We start from the raw sequence: 14,791 nt of genomic DNA on the forward strand, positions 1-14,791 counted from the left end.
CTTTCCCATGCACTTTGAAACCCTGGCCATCCACGCCGGACGGCACCTTGACCTCGGCACCGGCGCGGTGATTCCGCCGATTCACCTCTCTACCACCTTCTGGCGGGATCCCTTGCAAACCCTGGCAGGCGCACCCTTGCCCGACTACACCTACACCCGAGAAGGCAACCCCACCCGCGGCGCTCTCGAACAGGCCCTGGCTCAGTTGGAAGGGGGATCCGCAGCGGCTTTATTTGCCTCCGGCTCGGCAGCCACATTGGCCATCCTGCAAACCTTGTCTACTGGCGATCACCTGTTGCTGCCACAGGATGTCTACTACGGCACCTTCAAGATTGCCCAGGGGATCCTGGCCCGTTGGGGATTACAGGTGGAGCAGGTGGATATGACCGATCTAGAACAGGTGGCCGCCGCCCTACGCCCCCAGACGCGCCTGGTGTGGATCGAAACCCCCTCCAACCCGATGCTGACCCTCACCGATATCGCCGCCATCGCTGAACTGGCTCATCGTCACGCAGCCCGCTGTGTGTGCGACAACACCTGGGCCACCCCTTTGTTGCAGCGCCCACTCGAGCTGGGGGCTGATTGGGTGGTTCACTCCACAACCAAGTATCTGAATGGCCACAGCGATGTTCTGGGTGGGGCGGTAATCACCGCTGCCCCCGATCCAGAATCGGATCCCGACTGGCAAACTCTGCGGCACATTCAAGCGAATGGCGGAGGCGTGCCCTCCCCTTTTGAGTGCTGGTTAACCTTGCGCGGCCTGCAAACCCTGCCCTATCGAATGCGCGGCCATTGTCAAAACGCTCAGACATTGGCCCACTTTTTGCACTCTCACCCCGCGGTGGAAAGGGTTCACTATCCGGGCTTACTCAGCCATCCTGCCCATGCCTTGGCCCAACAGCAGATGCCAGAATTTGGCGGCATGTTGTCCTTTCAGGTGCGCGGCGGGCGACAGGAAGCTCTGCAGGTGGCGGCTCAGTTGCAGCTCTTTACCCATGCCACCAGCTTGGGAGGGCCAGAAAGCTTAATCGAGCACCGTGCCTCCATCGAAGGCCCTAACTCTACCACGCCAGAGAATTTACTGCGGGTTTCGGTGGGCTTAGAACACCCGCAGGATCTGATGGCCGATTTGAAGCAGGCGCTCCAGCAAACTTACCAGCAAACTGACAAGAAATGACTCCCTACCGAGATTCGTCCCAGTGCTCCAACTAGAGCTAAGCCCCTTGGTCAGGAGTGCTAAGCACTATAGTTGTTGCTGCCCAGCCTCTCAGCATTACCTGGGAAAAGCTACTCTTGTCTCCCCAAGCTAACGGGCGTTATCCCATCCCACCTCTGTAACTGGAATTGGGGGTTTGGCAAGGTAGCAAAGAAGGCCGGGACGACTATTGGCTGCGGTGATGGAGCCCTGAAGGTGAACTGCTGTTGTGGGGTGCAGAAAGGTTGGAACAAGAACGCCAAAAAGTGGAGCAAGAGCGTCAACGGGCAGAACGATTGGCTGAGTATCTGCGTCGACAGGGAGTTGATCCCGATACGGTGCTGTGATTTGTGATGGGTTTTAGCTGGGATCCCTGAGTTGCATCGATTGATCTGATTGATCTCATGATCTCAGCGAATTTTGCCCTCGATGAACGGTACTTCCAAGACTTTTTCATGATGGATGGGACCATGACCAAAGTAGCCCCCTTCGCCAAAGAGTTCGCCGTGATCTGCCGTAACCGTGATGTAGGTGTTTTCGGGAACCAAATCAAACAGTTGCTCGAAGATCCCATCCAGATAGCGCACCGCCTCGATTTGTTGTTGTCGTAGCGCTTCCAATTGGGCCGGATCAAAAAAGGGGATCCCTTCGTCTCCAGATTCATCCAAACGCTTCAACACCCCATTCACCCCAGAAATGCGTGGCCAAAGGCTGGGATCCTGATCCGGCAGGGCGTAGGGATAGTGGGTTTCCCCCACATTCAGCAAGTAAAAACTGGGCCGCTCTGGATCAAAGTGCAACTGCTCCACCATGGCCGCCATATCGTTGTGCTGAGGCATGAGGCGGTAAGAATCAAAGTCTCGATTGAGCAAGGTGTTAGGGTTCAGGACGGGCAAAGACACCATGGCGTGGGTGTTGTAGCCCAGTTGGTGTTTGAGCAGGGTCGGGAGATAGAGGTGGGGCAACAAATGCCTGAACTCGATGGGCTGCTGGGTACCGAGGCGTTCGTTGTAACGTAAATAATCCTGTTTATAGTGCTCGGAAGCAAAAACCTGGGTAGGGCTGGTATGGGGCAGCAAACCCATGAGCAAGTTGTAATGGGAGGGAGCCGTCCACGAGGCATAGCTCCAGCGCCTTTCTAGGGATCCCAATTTGAGCAGGTGCTTGGGATGGGCTGCCAGCAGGCTATCAAAGCGGCAACTGTCCAGAATGATCAAAAGATAGTTATTCTGGCCTTGGGGTTTGGGCAAAGGTGTCGGTTCAGGAAGAGGCTTAGGAAGCTCAGTAGGTTCGGTAGCTACTTCTGGAGGAGCTTTCAGCCAGTTCAAGAGTCCCATTCTTCCTCCTCCTCAGGATAGGGACGATTGGCCACCCGCCAGTCAGGAACAGAAGGCCCGTTTTCCTCTTGCTCATAGCGAGTTTCATCCTCGGCAGGTTCGGGCCGAATCCGCTCTGGAGGACGATTGGCATAGGAATATCGACCTGCGTAGGGATCCGAGGTGTACTCCGGTTCAGGCAAATCCTGGGGTAAATAGTAGCTAGGGGGAGCCGTTTGCGATTCCAGAAAGCTGATGCGATCTATCAACTGATTTAACTTGCGGATCGCCTGCCGTTGCAAGGCCCGATCGTGAAACCGCCAGGAACCCACGTACAAAAATCCCAACCCAATCCCCACCCCGTAGGAAACCAGCAAGACCCAAGACAAAGGGAGCGGGGATCCCGATTGCCCAGCCAGCACCACCGTCACCGGGGATCCCCAGTTTTGGATGAGCAGAATCAGTAAAATCAGCGCCCATAGGCCCAGTAGTGCCAGGCGGATGTTTTTGAGCATAGCCTTACCCTCCCATCCCCTTAGGTTATCATCCAGCTCACCTACACGAGTGGACATAACGACCCTTACGAGATACGGATCCGTCGGGTGCCATGTGTTTGCTACTTCACCATAAAGGCAAGAAAAGAACCGTATTCTCTAAATCTACTGGCTCCGCTGCTTTGACTATGGTTTCTAACTCTCGGATGAATTGTTAACGCATATTTTCACAACAGAAGCCTATCTGATATCTGGGTGCTCGCTGCCCTTTGGCCTGTCTTTGTCAGCAGTGGCTAGCCCCGCAGGAATTACTGTTGCAGAAGCGTTAACACCGGAACTTCTTCAGTACCTTGCAGTTGAATTTGAGGAAGACTACATAAACCAATCTGATAACTCAATCTGAACGTTGAGATCTGTTATTCGCTCAGTTAAATGTTCCAAAAGTATTGTAGGCTATGCCTAATGATAAGCTGCTTGGTGTGACAATATGAGATCTTCGGTTGCCAAGGTTCATTTGCCCAGTCCCGTTAGACCTGGCTGGAGTCGCCCCGGCTCTACGGTATGTAAGGTTGCGGCACTAGTCACCCTAACCGGGTGTGGTGCGGCTGTCGGCTTGGCTCCGATTCTTTTCCCGGCTCCACTGGTGGGCTTGCGGTTTTTCGATGATGCGAATCAGCCTATTATTCAGCCAGAAGCACCAGGATCCCTTGGGTTTTCCAACATCGGGGATCCCGTGCGGTTGACGGTGCCGGAAACCCGGCCTTCCCAGCGGGTGGTGTTTACTCTCCTTAATGAAGATGAACTGCTCAACCAAGGGCGCATTACGGAACAAACGGCAGAACGGAGTGTTCCCATCACCTTTCAAGTGGATCCTGCTTCCACCGCAGTCCCCGGTAGAGATTACGTCCCCTTTAATACGGAACTCACGGTTCCTGCAGGACAGAGTCGGGCCACTTTGGTCATTGAGCTGATCAACAACCTGAACCCGGTGGGGGATCGGACGCTGATTTTGAACTTGCTTGAGCCTCCGGGAGGGGATCCCTATGCGGGTGCTCCCTGCTGTACAACGGCTATTCTCACCATCCGGGATGCGAACTAGGGGATCCCTCAGGTAATCTCCTAATCAGGATCCATTATCAGTATCCATTGGTGAGTCTACCCACCCCGGCCAGCGCCTCAGGATAGCCAGGACGCAGCTCAACAGCCCGTTTGTAGGAGTTCACGGCCTCCTCTTTGCGGCCCAGTTGCTCGAGGATTAAGCCCCGGCCATACCAAGCATCCGCCAAACTCGGGCGCAATTCTACTGCTTTGTCAGCAGCACGGAGGGCCTCATCGAAGCGCCGCAAAGCAGACAAAGATAGGGCTTGATTGAACCAGGCCTGATAGAGGTTGCTGTTGAGTTGAGTGGCTCTCTGGCTGGCCTCGGCTGCCTTGGCGAAGTCTTGAGCCCAGATCAAGTAAGCCCCCTGATTCAACCACGAGTAGGCATTGTCGGCATCCAATTGCACGGCTCGGTTACACACAGGTCCTGCTTCCGATTGACGCCCCAATCCTACCAAAGCGGCACACCGTCCGGTAGAAGCCTCGGGGTGATCGGCGGCAATTTGCTGGGAACGCTCACAGGCAGAAAGTGCCTCTGGGAATTGTCCTAACAACACGGCTGCCATACATTTACCACTCCAAGCGGCGGCAGAATTTGGATTGGCTTCAGTGGCCCGCTCAAAGGTGACCAACGCATCCAACCCACGTCCTGTGCCAATTAAGCTGCGACCCTGATCCAAAAGGGCAACCACATCCACACCTTGTGGAGTGCTGGGAACTTGAAGCTCAGAAACTGAAGGCGGAGTCACTAGAGGCCGAACCCCTTGCAGCAGGGGGGTAAATTGTGGCACAGGTGTCGGCGAGGGTGTTGCAGATGTGGGCGTTGGAGCGGGGGTAAGTGTTGGTGTGGGAACAGGAGTGGGCGTTGGAGTAAGAGCTGGGGTTAGAGTCGGCGTTGGGGTAGGAACCGGAATCGGAGTTAGAGTGGGTTCAGGGGTCGGTGTGGGCGTTGGTGTTGCTGTTGGGGTCGGTTCAGGAGTGGGTGTTGGGGTGGGGGTAGCTTCTACCGTTGGGGTCACTTCTGGTGTAGGTGAGGGTGCTGCTGCTATCGGTTCCAAGGTCGGAGTCGGCTCGGGGGTAGCTTCTGGCGAGGGATCCGGTTCTGGTTCAGGAGTTGCGGCTACCACAAGCGGAGTGGGGGAGGGATCCGGTTCTGGGGTTTCAGGCCCAAAAACTGTCTGCATGGAGAAATACCACAGTCCTGCTCCAGCAGACCCCAAGAGCACCAAGAGCAGGCCAAACAACCAAGCTCCTTTTCCGGTGGCTGGTTTGGTTACGGCAGGAGTGGGAGAAGAGGGCGCCTTCTGAGCAGAGCTTGCTGGGGATCCTGTGGGGGATGTACGTTTTGCCTGTGTAGTGGGGATTCCGGTCTTCTGCTGTTGAGTGGGTTGGTTTGGCTTAGCTACCGGTGTTGGAGGAATGACCGATATAGAAGAATATTGAATGGTAGCAGGGATCCCTTCTGAGGGCGTAGGGCTGTCTTTTGGGTCAACACCTGGGTCAACATCGCTGCCCCCTTGAACCGGAGCTGGCTCGGAAGGTTCAGAGGAGAGGATCTCAGATGGCTGCTGCAAGGCATCTTCTAGCAGCGAAGGACTCTCTTCTCGAGCAGCAAACAAGGGAGTACCAGGGGTAACAGGCCGTGCAGGGTTAGAAGCCAGGGATCCGGAAATAGGCCCACCAGAACCATCGGAACGGGATCCCCCAGACGCAGCCTGAGAACGGAGGGGTTGATTGGGTGTACTCACCTTGCCACTGGGGGCAGAGCCAGGCACTCCTTTTGGGGGAAGTTCAACCGTGGGGTCAGAGCGGGTGGCTGGCACAGAAGGTGGTGCTGTGTGTTTCAAAATGCGCGTGATCCAGGTGGTGATATCCGCAGCAGTTGCCCCTTCTGGCGGAGGTTGCAGTACAGCCTCTAGGGCATTGCTTAGGGCTTGCATACTAACGGGACGTTCCTCCCGATCCTTTTCCAGACAGGCAAAGACGATCTGTTGCAAGGTCGATGGAATGGAATGAGGCAATCGCTCTAGGGGAAGGGGCTTAGGGGGCTGATGGTTGTGGGCATCGATCCAGGCCCAAAAAGAGTCGGTTTCTGGCTCAAGCGGAGATTGCCCCGCCAACATCTCGTAAAGCACTAACCCCAGCGAGTAAATATCGGAACGGGCATCCAATACCTTGCCGCGCAGTTGTTCGGGGGAAGCGTACTGGGCCGTGCCCAAAAATCCCAAAGCCTCCGTACCCAAGCTCAGGGTCATGTCGCTTAAGACTTTGGCAATACCAAAATCCAGCAGTTTAACGGTTTCTCCCCCCTGGCCGGAGGTGGGATCCCGGACAATGTAAATATTGCTGGGTTTGATGTCGCGGTGGATCACCCCTTTGATGGCAATGCCATCCAGCTCCCGCTCAAAACAGTGGGCATGGTGTAATCCCGCACAAATCTGACGGGCCAAGCGCACCACCCGCTCGGGAGCCATCGGCCCCTCTTGCTTCAACATTTGGCTCAGGCTCTGTCCGACTAGGGGTGCTTCCCCTAAAAATTCCATCACCAAAAAGGGTTGATCCCCTTCTAGTCCGTAGTCCATGACCTTGATGATGTTGGGATGATTGCCCAAGAGAATACTGACCTTGGCTTCAGTGGCAAATCGTTGCAGCAATTGATCGTGAAGATGAGATTTAACCAGCAGCCTTTGGTGCAGCAATTTCACCGCCACGGTTGCATCAAAACGTTGGGTGTCCACCGCCTGGTAGACCGCTCCCATCCCCCCTTCGCTGATTAAATGCTGCAGGCGGTAACGCTGATTGAGGATGTGGTTCTCCAGATTCAGTTGCATGGTCTTGACCTGATTGGATCCGATGAGGGCGGGTTGCCTTGTGAGCAGTTTCTCGCAGGCTCGCTTTCAAGAGGGGATGGCGAGATCTTGTTTTCACTTACCCGCAAGCATAATGCTGTCTTATTAACTGGAACAGTGATCAAGGTCGCATTTCAAAACTTTGTATTTCCTACGTTTTTGTGCATGGAGGGATCCCTGCCAGCATCGTCCCACAGGATCCCCACAAGTTACCAATGATTCTCCTTCGTCCGTAAAGATGCTGATTAGTAGTTTTATTTGCTACTTTTATGGAGAGCCTGGATCCCAGTTCCTGCCTACCCACTAGCCTATGGATACCCGCCTGATTAACATTGGCTTTGGCAACATTGTTGCTGCCGGACGTGTGATTGCCATTGTCAGCCCCGAGTCTGCTCCCATCAAACGCATCATCAGCGATGCCCGCGAGCGAGGTCAGTTGGTGGATGCCACCTATGGTCGCCGTACCCGTGCTGTGATCATCACTGATTCCGGGCACATCATCCTGTCTGCGATCCAACCGGAAACCGTGGCCAACCGCTTCCTGACCGCCAAGCTCGGATTGCCAGAGGAGCCCGATTAAATGGCGTCAGTGCTGGCTTTTGAGGGATCCTTGGCAAACCATTCAAGCCTGAAGAGCAACAATAACCGGCGTATGATCGCTGGGTTTTTCCGCCCGTCGTGGCTCAACATCTATCCAACAGGCGTTGGCTTTCTCGTACAAGTCCGCAGTGAGATAATGATGATCAATTCGCCAACCTCGATTGCGCTGAAACCCGCCGGAACGATAGTCCCACCAGCTAAAGTAACCGGAATCCCCCGTAAACTTACGGAACGCATCTTGAAACCCCAAAGCCAGGATCTCTCGTAGGGCTTGTCGCTCTGGCTCTGAAGCCATGATTTCTCCGGCTTTCTTGGGATCATAGATATCTCGATCTTCGAGGGCAATGTTGAAATCTCCGCAGATCAGCATCGGCTCCCCTCGGTTAAGGGCAACGGTGAGGTAATTCTTGAGCCGTGCTAGCCACCGTAATTTGTAGGTATACTTATCGGATCCCACCTCGGAACCATTGGGCACATACAAGTTAAGAATGCGGATCCCGTGATGGATAGCGCCGATCACCCGCTTTTGCTCGTCTAAATGGTCAACAGAAGGGAGCAGCGAGACAAACCCCCGCTCCACCTTTTCCAAGGGATCCCGGCTGATCAAAGCCACGCCGTTGTAGGATTTTTGCCCATACACCTCCACATGAAAGCCCCGCTCCTCAAAGGCTGCTCGGGGAAAGTCTTCATCCACCACCTTGGTTTCCTGCAAGCAGAGCACATCCAGGGATCCCTGACGGTCCAACCAAGCCAAGACTTGTTCTAGCCGAGTGCGAATGGAGTTCACGTTCCAGGTGGCAATTTGCATGGATCCTGCTCACTCCACCAAGGCTCGTCCTTTGGTTTGGGCCAGTCGCTCTGCATCCGGCACCTCGCCTTCGGTATAGTAACCAGCAGCTTTTTTGGCCTCGATCTCCACGCGAGCATCCGCCGGGATCAATTCTTCTGGGATGGGCACCCGCTTTACCACCTCAATGCCGGAGCTAGTGATAGCCCGATACTTCAGGTCGCTCATGGAAATCAGGCGGTCGATGCGGGTGATGCCCAGCCAATGGAGCACATCCGGCATCAACTCCTGAAAGCGCATATCCTGCACCCCTGCCACACATTCGGTACGGGTGAAGTAGGCATCGGCCCGATCCCCTCCCTCCTGACGTTTGCGAGCGTTGTAGACCAGAAACTTAGTCACTTCTCCTAGAGCACGGCCCTCTTTGCGCAGGTACACAATTACCCCAGCTCCACCTGCTTGTGCCGTTTTAATGCATTCCTCGATGCCATGCACTAGATAGGGACGGCAGGTACAAATATCCGAACCAAACACATCCGATCCATTGCATTCATCGTGAACCCGCACGGTGAGGGGTAGAGCCGAATCAGTGATAGCGGCCACTTGCCCAACGATGTACACCGTCTGACCTCCGATGGGGGGCAAAAAGACCGACAGATCCGAGCGGGTCACCAATTCTGGGAACATCCCCCCGGTTTGTTCGAAGAGAGTACGTCGCAGCAGGCTTTCGCTCACCTGAAGCCGTTTGGCCATGCCTGGCAAATACCAGACCGGTTCAATCGCCGCTTTGGTCACCACTAGGTCGCCATTTTCTTTCAAGATCTGGCCATCCACCTGTAACCGCCCCTTGACCACCGCCTCCTGCAGCTCCGGCATGTTGATGTGGGCCTGGGTGATGGCAATGGTGGGGCGAATATCGTAGCCCTGGGCATAAAAGGGGGCAAAGGCTTCTCCCACAGTCGCTCCCCAGGGATCCAAAGACACGATCCGATCCGGATCCCCCCAGCTGGCATAGGGGCCAATGGATACCACCGGGGCGGTATTGGTCAAATCGGCGCGGTGATCCGCCTGTAAGGCTCCACTGGCCACTGCCAAGGCCCGATAAAGCGCATAGGCCCCCGAATGGGTTCCAATCACATTGCGATGGGCAGGGTTAGTCAGGCTACCCACCACTGGGCCACGCTGTAGCGGATCAAGGGATCCCCAGCGGATCGGCTGGGTTTGCGCCCCATAGGGGGAGGGATGGGAGGTGAGGACGATGTGACGGGGACGGGAGGAAGGTTCGACCATAGCCCAAATGTTGGGGAAAACAGCATTTTAGGCGATCCCCAGCCGTTTCGAGACAGCACCAGTCGCCGTTTCGGCAGCCTAATCCACCATTTTGGCCAACCCCAGGGGGCGGATCCCTTCCGGTGAAATCTCGAAGCGGTAAGGCAACATTTCCACCCCCGCCTGTACTGCCTGCCGAAACAACTGAGCGTAGCGGGGATCCCGGTCTTCGCCAGGGGAAAATTCTGTGCAGTCACCGCGGTTGATCAAGTAGAGCAACAGGGCCCGGTGCCCCTGTTGGCGCACCTGCATTAACTCCTCCAGGTGTTTTTGGCCGCGGGTGGTCACCGTATCCGGGAATAGAGCCTGGGATCCCCTAGCCCAGGTGGTATTTTTAATCTCCAGATAGGCTGAGCCAGATTCTCCGGCCAGCAGAAAGTCAATTTTGCTCTTGCCATAGGCCACCTCCCGTTGCCAGCGAGAAAAGCCAGTTAATTGCGGGAACCACCCCTGTTCCAATCCCCACGCCACCAGCCGGTTAGGTAAACTCGTATTGATCCCGACCCATACCCCATCGACGTGGATCATTTCCCAGGTGTAGGCCAGCTTCCGCTTCGGATCGCTGTGGTGGGAAAGGTACACCGGTGCACCCACCTGACACACCCCACTCATCGGCCCCGTGTTCGGACAATGGGCTGTGACCCGTTCACCGTTCGCCAGCTCCACATCAGCAAAAAATCGTTTGTAGCGGCTTAGCAACACCCCTGGATGCAACGGGGTCGGGAAGCGGTAGGGGGCTTGTGGATTCCTGGACTGCATCGGTAAAGGTCATCCTCATAAAATAGGTTATCCAATAGGTATTTTTTCTATAGGATTTTGGAAATCTTCTCTCGGATCCCTCTTCCTGCGCTAGGGTGAAGGACGTGTCTCAGGGTCTGAGGCCCGCTGTATTTGCCCTCTATCCTCATTTAATAACCCTTAATAACCCTTTTTTTTCTGCCCCTTTGTTAAAACCTGGAGAAGAAACCCCGAATGCTGCGTCTTGAGCCTGATCCCGGCTTTCAGTCTGCGGATCCCTTGCAGGACAACCGTGGACGTGTAGCCATATTCATCGATGGATCCAACCTTTTCTATGCGGCCCTGCAACTTGGCATTGAGATCGACTACACCCGCCTACTCAAGACTTTGAGTGGCCGTTCTCCCCTCTTACGTTCATTTTTTTACACAGGCGTAGACCGCAACAATGAAAAGCAGCAGGGCTTTTTGCTCTGGATGCGCCGCAATGGCTATCGCGTGGTCACCAAAGACCTGACTCAACTGCCCGATGGCTCCAAAAAGGCCAATCTGGATGTAGAAATTGCCGTGGATATGCTGTCTTTGGTGCGTTGGTATGAGACCGCCGTGCTGGTGAGCGGCGATGGGGATTTGGCCTATGCGGTCAACGCCGTCAGCTACCAGGGGGTACGGGTGGAAGTGGTTAGCTTACGCTCTATGACCAGCGATCAACTGATCAACCTGGCGGATCGCTACATCGATCTAGAATCGCTCAAAGACCAAATCAAGAAAACCAATCGCCCTTCTTATCTATACCGACCAGGGTTCACCACCGACGAGGAGGACGAAGGATGAACTCCTACCTCTGGTTGTCAGCTTCTTCTTCACGGCCTTGTCCGATTTTACACAGGCCCTTGAGCTAGGCAAAAAATCTTATGGGGCAAGGGATTGACCTGAATTTGCTGTATTAGATAACGCTGGAAAAGGCTGTCAATTCTGGTTTCCTTTCTAGATCAGGGATCGCAATGCCTCGATAGAGGTAGCCGATAAACTTCGGCTGATTGGGCATGTAAAACTGCTCTAGCTCCTCAAACTGGAACCCTGCCCCTCGAATCAACTGGGCCATATCCCGATTCAGGTTGCAGCCATCTGCGATCACCTTCTGAATGGGGTTAAGGCGATGTTGCCATCTTTGAATCTGGGGATCCCTGCTGAGGCCGTGTTCGAGAAAAAACAACTTGCCCCCCACCCGCAGCACCCGCTGAATTTCCTGCAAAGCCCTGGCCAAATCGGGAATGCTACACAGCGTCCAGGTACTGACCACACTGTCAAAGCTTTGATTCGGAAAAGGTAGTTGTTGTGCATCCACCACTTGCCAATCGACTGCAATGGAGGAACAAGCCATACGTCGGCGAGCCAGGGATCCCATGCCGGGGTTGGGATCCACCACCGTGATGGTCTGGATGTGCTCTGGGTAATGGGAGAGGTTGAGACCGGTGCCAAACCCAATCTCTAGAACGATCCCCCGCACATTAGCCAGAAGCTCCCGCCGATAGCGCCCTACCAGCTCTCCAGAGAGGGATAGATCCAATAGACGCGGAAAGATCACCCGACGGTAGATATTCATGCCGAAGCGGTTTGAGGTTGAGTTGTTGCCCCAAGGGAATGGCAGCCGTGGCAGGCCAGCAACCAATTGAGCAGGCGGGCCACAGCACGAGCGGTTTGTCGTGTTGAGGATCCCACCGCCACCCCTCCCAGCGAAAGGCCGACCACATTGCGGGCGGCAAAGACAGCCTCACAAGTTTGCAACAGTTGGAACCAACTCAAGCCTCCTGGCTCCGGGTGATGCACCGCCTCCACCAAGGAAGGATCCAACACATTGCAGTCCAGCACCCAAAAAACCGGCTGATCCGGCAGTGCCTCCACCACCTGTTGCGGCTCCCAGCTATCTTGTGCCCAGAATATCGGGCTGTGATGGTTTTTCAGCCATTCATAGGCGCGGGCACTGCCACTGCGTAGCCCCACATGCACCACCGGCATTTTGTGCTGGTAGAGCAACTCCACCCAGGCCGCACTGCCATAGCCCATATCTTGATCCGGCTGGGTCATTTCCGGAGAGGGCATCAGGTTGGCATGGGCACTGCAATGCACCACACTCAAGTTGGGGTGATGCTTCCAGAGAGCCCGAATCGCTCCCCAACTGGCGGAGAGTACCGAAGGCAAAAGCACCGGCCATTGTTGTCGTCGCCAAGCCTGAGTGACCGCTGCCTCACACATGCTGTAGGGAGGTTCATCCACCAGCCCCGACAATTGCGCCACCGCCAAGCTATCCACATCGATCCCCAGTCTGGGCTCAAAGGCACACAGGTCTGAACCGGCATTGAGAATCGCCATCGGTGCCTGAGTATCATTGCCGAAAGCAGTCGGAATCAGAACGATTCTGGCATTGGATTGGGAGCTGGGATGGAGTGACCACCGGGCCATAGGCGTTGATCCTTTACCAGAACATCACTTGTTTCTGTCACCTGTTTCTATTTCTATAGTGACTCACTGGGCGGGCCGGGAGCCCTCTCGAAGCAGGATGGATCTGCTACGAAAGATTACAGTTCCCAAGTGGGTCTGGGGTCAAAAATCGGGTCGGTGGTAGATTCAAAGTGCTCCGCGCCGCAACCACAAACGCGGCCTGGACAACGCAAACAACAACGAGAAGGTAGGCTATGGCTGTGATGGAAGGCGATCCCCGTCAGGGGGCTACGTTGCCCCTATTTGGGGGATCCACCGGAGGGCTGTTGAGCGCAGCCGAAACCGAAGAAAAATACGTGATCACTTGGACAGGCAAGCCAGGGCAAGTGTTTGAAATGCCCACAGGCGGCGCTGCCGAAATGGTGGAGGGCAAAAATTTCCTCACCTTGGCTCGCAAAGAACAATGCCTGGCTCTAGGGGCTCAGTTGATCTCTGACTACAAGATCAAGGACCACCAAATCTTCCGCATTCCCGCAGGTGGGGATCCGGTGCTGGTGCATCCCAAGGATGGCGTTTTCCCTGAGAAGGCCAACGAAGGCCGAGACACTGTTGGCAAAGTCGATCACAACATCGGCAAAAACAAAGAGCCAATCAGCTACAAATTCACCCCTCAGAAACCCTGGGACTAGTCTCCACCCTAGCTGGATTAGGCTTTGGTTACTACGTTTGCTGTAGATCCCCTGGCTCAGCCAGGGGATTTTTCGTGGCAGCAGGAGGTACAAACAAACAAAAAGCTCCAACCCAAACAGAGCTGGAGCTGAACCCAAAAGCGGTGGGGATCCGGCTGGGTGTGCAGGGATCCCTCAATCCAAAATCAGGCAAAAATCAGACTCAAACGGCAGCGAAGAACTCCTTAGATTTCACCGGGTCGGGATTCATGGTTTTTTGGCCGGGCTGCCAGTTGGCCGGGCAGACTTCATCCGGATGGGTTTGCACATACTGGATGGCTTGCAGGATGCGCAAGGTTTCATCTACGCTCCGACCAAAGGCGAGGTTGTTGATGGTGGAGTACTGGATAATGCCTTCTTTATCAATGATGAACAGGCCACGCAGGGCGACGCCCGCCTCCGGATCTAAGACATTGTACGCAGCGCTGATCTCTTTTTTCAGGTCAGACACTAAAGGATATTTCAGCTCACCCACACCCCCGGCTTTGCGGTCGGTTTGAGTCCAAGCCAAGTGAGAGTATTCGCTATCCACAGAAACACCCAGGATTTCGGTATCCAGGTTGGCAAAGTCGGCGTAGCGATCGCTAAAGGCCGTGATCTCAGTGGGGCAGACAAAGGTGAAGTCCAAAGGATAGAAGAACAGCACCACATACTTTTTGCCCTTGTAGTCCGAGAGCTTGACCGTCTTGAATTCCATGTCGTAGACGGCAGTGGCAGAAAAATCTGGGGCGGACTGGCCGACGCGCAGACATCCTTCCTGAGACATAAGTCAAGGCTCCTTATAGTAGAGTGACGTGGGAGTGTAAACCAAACTTAATATACCATACTCATAACGAGTTTGTCTTACTGAGGATGAGGGAGGATCCCTGGGGGGATAAGCCCCAGGGGATGTCAATGATCCTCTATTGATACAGCAGCCCGACAGGTTCATCTTTTCCCGTTTGTAGCCCAGGGATCCCGTCGTCATGAGGGTGGCTCTAGAGTTCCTCTATCACTTCTGTTGCGATCACTGTCAGCGTTGGTGGAGCCAGGCGGATGTGGAGCCGCAGCCAGGGGATCAACTGTATTGCCCCCACTGTGGCTTTCAAAACCGCATCGAACGCATCGACACCTTCCGCAATGCCCTGCGGGGAAGCTGCCTGATCCGTCCCCCTGATGGAGTCTCGGTAGAATCTGGTAAGCAAAGCACCTAGATATCGGTGAACAGCCCCTAGA

15 protein-coding genes are annotated in these 14,791 nt (G+C 54.9%); 6 read left to right on the forward strand and 9 right to left on the reverse strand.

Annotated features, from left to right (window positions below):
- The first annotated feature begins 7 nt into the window (after nt 1–7).
- Nucleotides 8–1,177, forward strand: coding sequence for a trans-sulfuration enzyme family protein (locus L1047_RS13100; RefSeq protein ID WP_235279412.1), 1,170 nt, complete (start codon nt 8–10; stop codon nt 1,175–1,177).
- Nucleotides 1,178–1,605: 428 nt separating this feature from the next.
- On the opposite strand, the gene L1047_RS13105 is transcribed toward L1047_RS13100, so the two are convergent.
- The gene (locus tag L1047_RS13105) at nt 1,606–2,532 is read right to left on the reverse strand and encodes a sulfatase-like hydrolase/transferase (RefSeq protein WP_235279413.1); all 927 of its coding nucleotides are present in this window, start codon (nt 2,530–2,532) and stop codon (nt 1,606–1,608) included.
- Nucleotides 2,520–3,026 carry a LapA family protein gene (locus tag L1047_RS13110; protein WP_235279414.1) on the reverse strand — a complete coding sequence of 169 codons (507 nt, stop codon included), beginning with the start codon at nt 3,024–3,026 and terminating at the stop codon, nt 2,520–2,522. The genes L1047_RS13105 and L1047_RS13110 overlap by 13 nt, the downstream gene beginning before the upstream one ends.
- A gap of 466 nt (nt 3,027–3,492) precedes the next feature.
- Between L1047_RS13110 and L1047_RS13115 the strand changes: the two genes are divergently transcribed.
- Nucleotides 3,493–4,104 carry a hypothetical protein gene (locus tag L1047_RS13115; RefSeq protein ID WP_235279415.1) on the forward strand — a complete coding sequence of 204 codons (612 nt, stop codon included), beginning with the start codon at nt 3,493–3,495 and terminating at the stop codon, nt 4,102–4,104.
- A gap of 37 nt (nt 4,105–4,141) precedes the next feature.
- Here L1047_RS13115 and L1047_RS16555 read toward each other — a convergent pair whose 3' ends face one another.
- Nucleotides 4,142–6,937: a protein kinase domain-containing protein gene (locus L1047_RS16555; protein WP_268836622.1), complete on the reverse strand. Its 2,796-nt coding sequence runs from the start codon at nt 6,935–6,937 to the stop codon at nt 4,142–4,144.
- A 328-nt stretch (nt 6,938–7,265) separates the two neighbouring features.
- On the opposite strand from L1047_RS16555, the gene remA reads away from it, so the two are divergent.
- Nucleotides 7,266–7,535 carry an extracellular matrix/biofilm regulator RemA gene (remA, locus tag L1047_RS13130; RefSeq protein ID WP_235279416.1) on the forward strand — a complete coding sequence of 90 codons (270 nt, stop codon included), beginning with the start codon at nt 7,266–7,268 and terminating at the stop codon, nt 7,533–7,535.
- A 42-nt stretch (nt 7,536–7,577) separates the two neighbouring features.
- Here remA and xth read toward each other — a convergent pair whose 3' ends face one another.
- From xth to sfsA, 3 genes are all read right to left on the reverse strand, one after another.
- Nucleotides 7,578–8,363 (reverse strand): exodeoxyribonuclease III, encoded by a 786-nt coding sequence (gene xth, locus L1047_RS13135; protein ID WP_235279417.1) that lies wholly within the window; start codon nt 8,361–8,363, stop codon nt 7,578–7,580.
- A 9-nt stretch (nt 8,364–8,372) separates the two neighbouring features.
- Nucleotides 8,373–9,632: a GTP cyclohydrolase II gene (locus L1047_RS13140; protein ID WP_235279418.1), complete on the reverse strand. Its 1,260-nt coding sequence runs from the start codon at nt 9,630–9,632 to the stop codon at nt 8,373–8,375.
- Between the two features lie 78 nt (nt 9,633–9,710).
- A complete protein-coding gene (gene sfsA / locus L1047_RS13145; protein ID WP_235279419.1) occupies nt 9,711–10,430 on the reverse strand; it encodes a DNA/RNA nuclease SfsA in 720 nt (239 codons plus the stop codon).
- A gap of 213 nt (nt 10,431–10,643) precedes the next feature.
- Between sfsA and L1047_RS13150 the strand changes: the two genes are divergently transcribed.
- Entirely contained in the window at nt 10,644–11,240 is a 597-nt protein-coding gene (locus L1047_RS13150; RefSeq protein WP_235279420.1) for a LabA-like NYN domain-containing protein, read from the forward strand.
- 112 nt (nt 11,241–11,352) lie between these two features.
- Here L1047_RS13150 and L1047_RS13155 read toward each other — a convergent pair whose 3' ends face one another.
- Both L1047_RS13155 and L1047_RS13160 read right to left on the reverse strand, forming a co-directional pair.
- A complete protein-coding gene (locus tag L1047_RS13155; RefSeq protein WP_235279421.1) occupies nt 11,353–12,012 on the reverse strand; it encodes a class I SAM-dependent methyltransferase in 660 nt (219 codons plus the stop codon).
- Nucleotides 12,009–12,869 carry an arginase family protein gene (locus L1047_RS13160; RefSeq protein WP_235279422.1) on the reverse strand — a complete coding sequence of 287 codons (861 nt, stop codon included), beginning with the start codon at nt 12,867–12,869 and terminating at the stop codon, nt 12,009–12,011. Before L1047_RS13160 ends, L1047_RS13155 begins: the two co-directional genes overlap by 4 nt.
- A 233-nt stretch (nt 12,870–13,102) precedes the next feature.
- Between L1047_RS13160 and L1047_RS13165 the strand changes: the two genes are divergently transcribed.
- On the forward strand, nt 13,103–13,537 hold the full coding sequence (locus L1047_RS13165; RefSeq protein ID WP_443081718.1) for a photosystem I reaction center subunit II PsaD: 435 nt from the start codon (nt 13,103–13,105) through the stop codon (nt 13,535–13,537).
- 202 nt (nt 13,538–13,739) lie between these two features.
- On the opposite strand, the gene L1047_RS13170 is transcribed toward L1047_RS13165, so the two are convergent.
- Nucleotides 13,740–14,342: a peroxiredoxin gene (locus L1047_RS13170; protein WP_235279423.1), complete on the reverse strand. Its 603-nt coding sequence runs from the start codon at nt 14,340–14,342 to the stop codon at nt 13,740–13,742.
- Nucleotides 14,343–14,541: 199 nt separating this feature from the next.
- Here L1047_RS13170 and L1047_RS13175 point away from each other — a divergent pair, with 199 nt between their 5' ends.
- A complete protein-coding gene (locus tag L1047_RS13175; protein ID WP_235279424.1) occupies nt 14,542–14,769 on the forward strand; it encodes a hypothetical protein in 228 nt (75 codons plus the stop codon).
- Nucleotides 14,770–14,791: the final 22 nt, after the last annotated feature.

The organism is Synechococcus sp. Nb3U1, from assembly GCF_021533835.1.
Classification (GTDB): Bacteria; Cyanobacteriota; Cyanobacteriia; order Thermostichales; family Thermostichaceae; genus Thermostichus.

Bases quoted from the DNA above. Each gene is read 5' to 3' on its own strand.
- L1047_RS13100 (WP_235279412.1), top strand. From the start codon at position 8: ATGCACTTTGAAACCCTGGCCATCCACGCCGGACGGCACCTTGACCTC.
- L1047_RS13105 (WP_235279413.1), bottom strand. From the start codon at position 2,532: ATGGGACTCTTGAACTGGCTGAAAGCTCCTCCAGAAGTAGCTACCGAA.
- L1047_RS13110 (WP_235279414.1), bottom strand. From the start codon at position 3,026: ATGCTCAAAAACATCCGCCTGGCACTACTGGGCCTATGGGCGCTGATT.
- L1047_RS13115 (WP_235279415.1), top strand. From the start codon at position 3,493: ATGAGATCTTCGGTTGCCAAGGTTCATTTGCCCAGTCCCGTTAGACCT.
- L1047_RS16555 (WP_268836622.1), bottom strand. From the start codon at position 6,937: ATGCAACTGAATCTGGAGAACCACATCCTCAATCAGCGTTACCGCCTG.
- remA (WP_235279416.1), top strand. From the start codon at position 7,266: ATGGATACCCGCCTGATTAACATTGGCTTTGGCAACATTGTTGCTGCC.
- xth (WP_235279417.1), bottom strand. From the start codon at position 8,363: ATGCAAATTGCCACCTGGAACGTGAACTCCATTCGCACTCGGCTAGAA.
- L1047_RS13140 (WP_235279418.1), bottom strand. From the start codon at position 9,632: ATGGTCGAACCTTCCTCCCGTCCCCGTCACATCGTCCTCACCTCCCAT.
- sfsA (WP_235279419.1), bottom strand. From the start codon at position 10,430: ATGCAGTCCAGGAATCCACAAGCCCCCTACCGCTTCCCGACCCCGTTG.
- L1047_RS13150 (WP_235279420.1), top strand. From the start codon at position 10,644: ATGCTGCGTCTTGAGCCTGATCCCGGCTTTCAGTCTGCGGATCCCTTG.
- L1047_RS13155 (WP_235279421.1), bottom strand. From the start codon at position 12,012: ATGAATATCTACCGTCGGGTGATCTTTCCGCGTCTATTGGATCTATCC.
- L1047_RS13160 (WP_235279422.1), bottom strand. From the start codon at position 12,869: ATGGCCCGGTGGTCACTCCATCCCAGCTCCCAATCCAATGCCAGAATC.
- L1047_RS13165 (WP_443081718.1), top strand. From the start codon at position 13,103: ATGGCTGTGATGGAAGGCGATCCCCGTCAGGGGGCTACGTTGCCCCTA.
- L1047_RS13170 (WP_235279423.1), bottom strand. From the start codon at position 14,342: ATGTCTCAGGAAGGATGTCTGCGCGTCGGCCAGTCCGCCCCAGATTTT.
- L1047_RS13175 (WP_235279424.1), top strand. From the start codon at position 14,542: ATGAGGGTGGCTCTAGAGTTCCTCTATCACTTCTGTTGCGATCACTGT.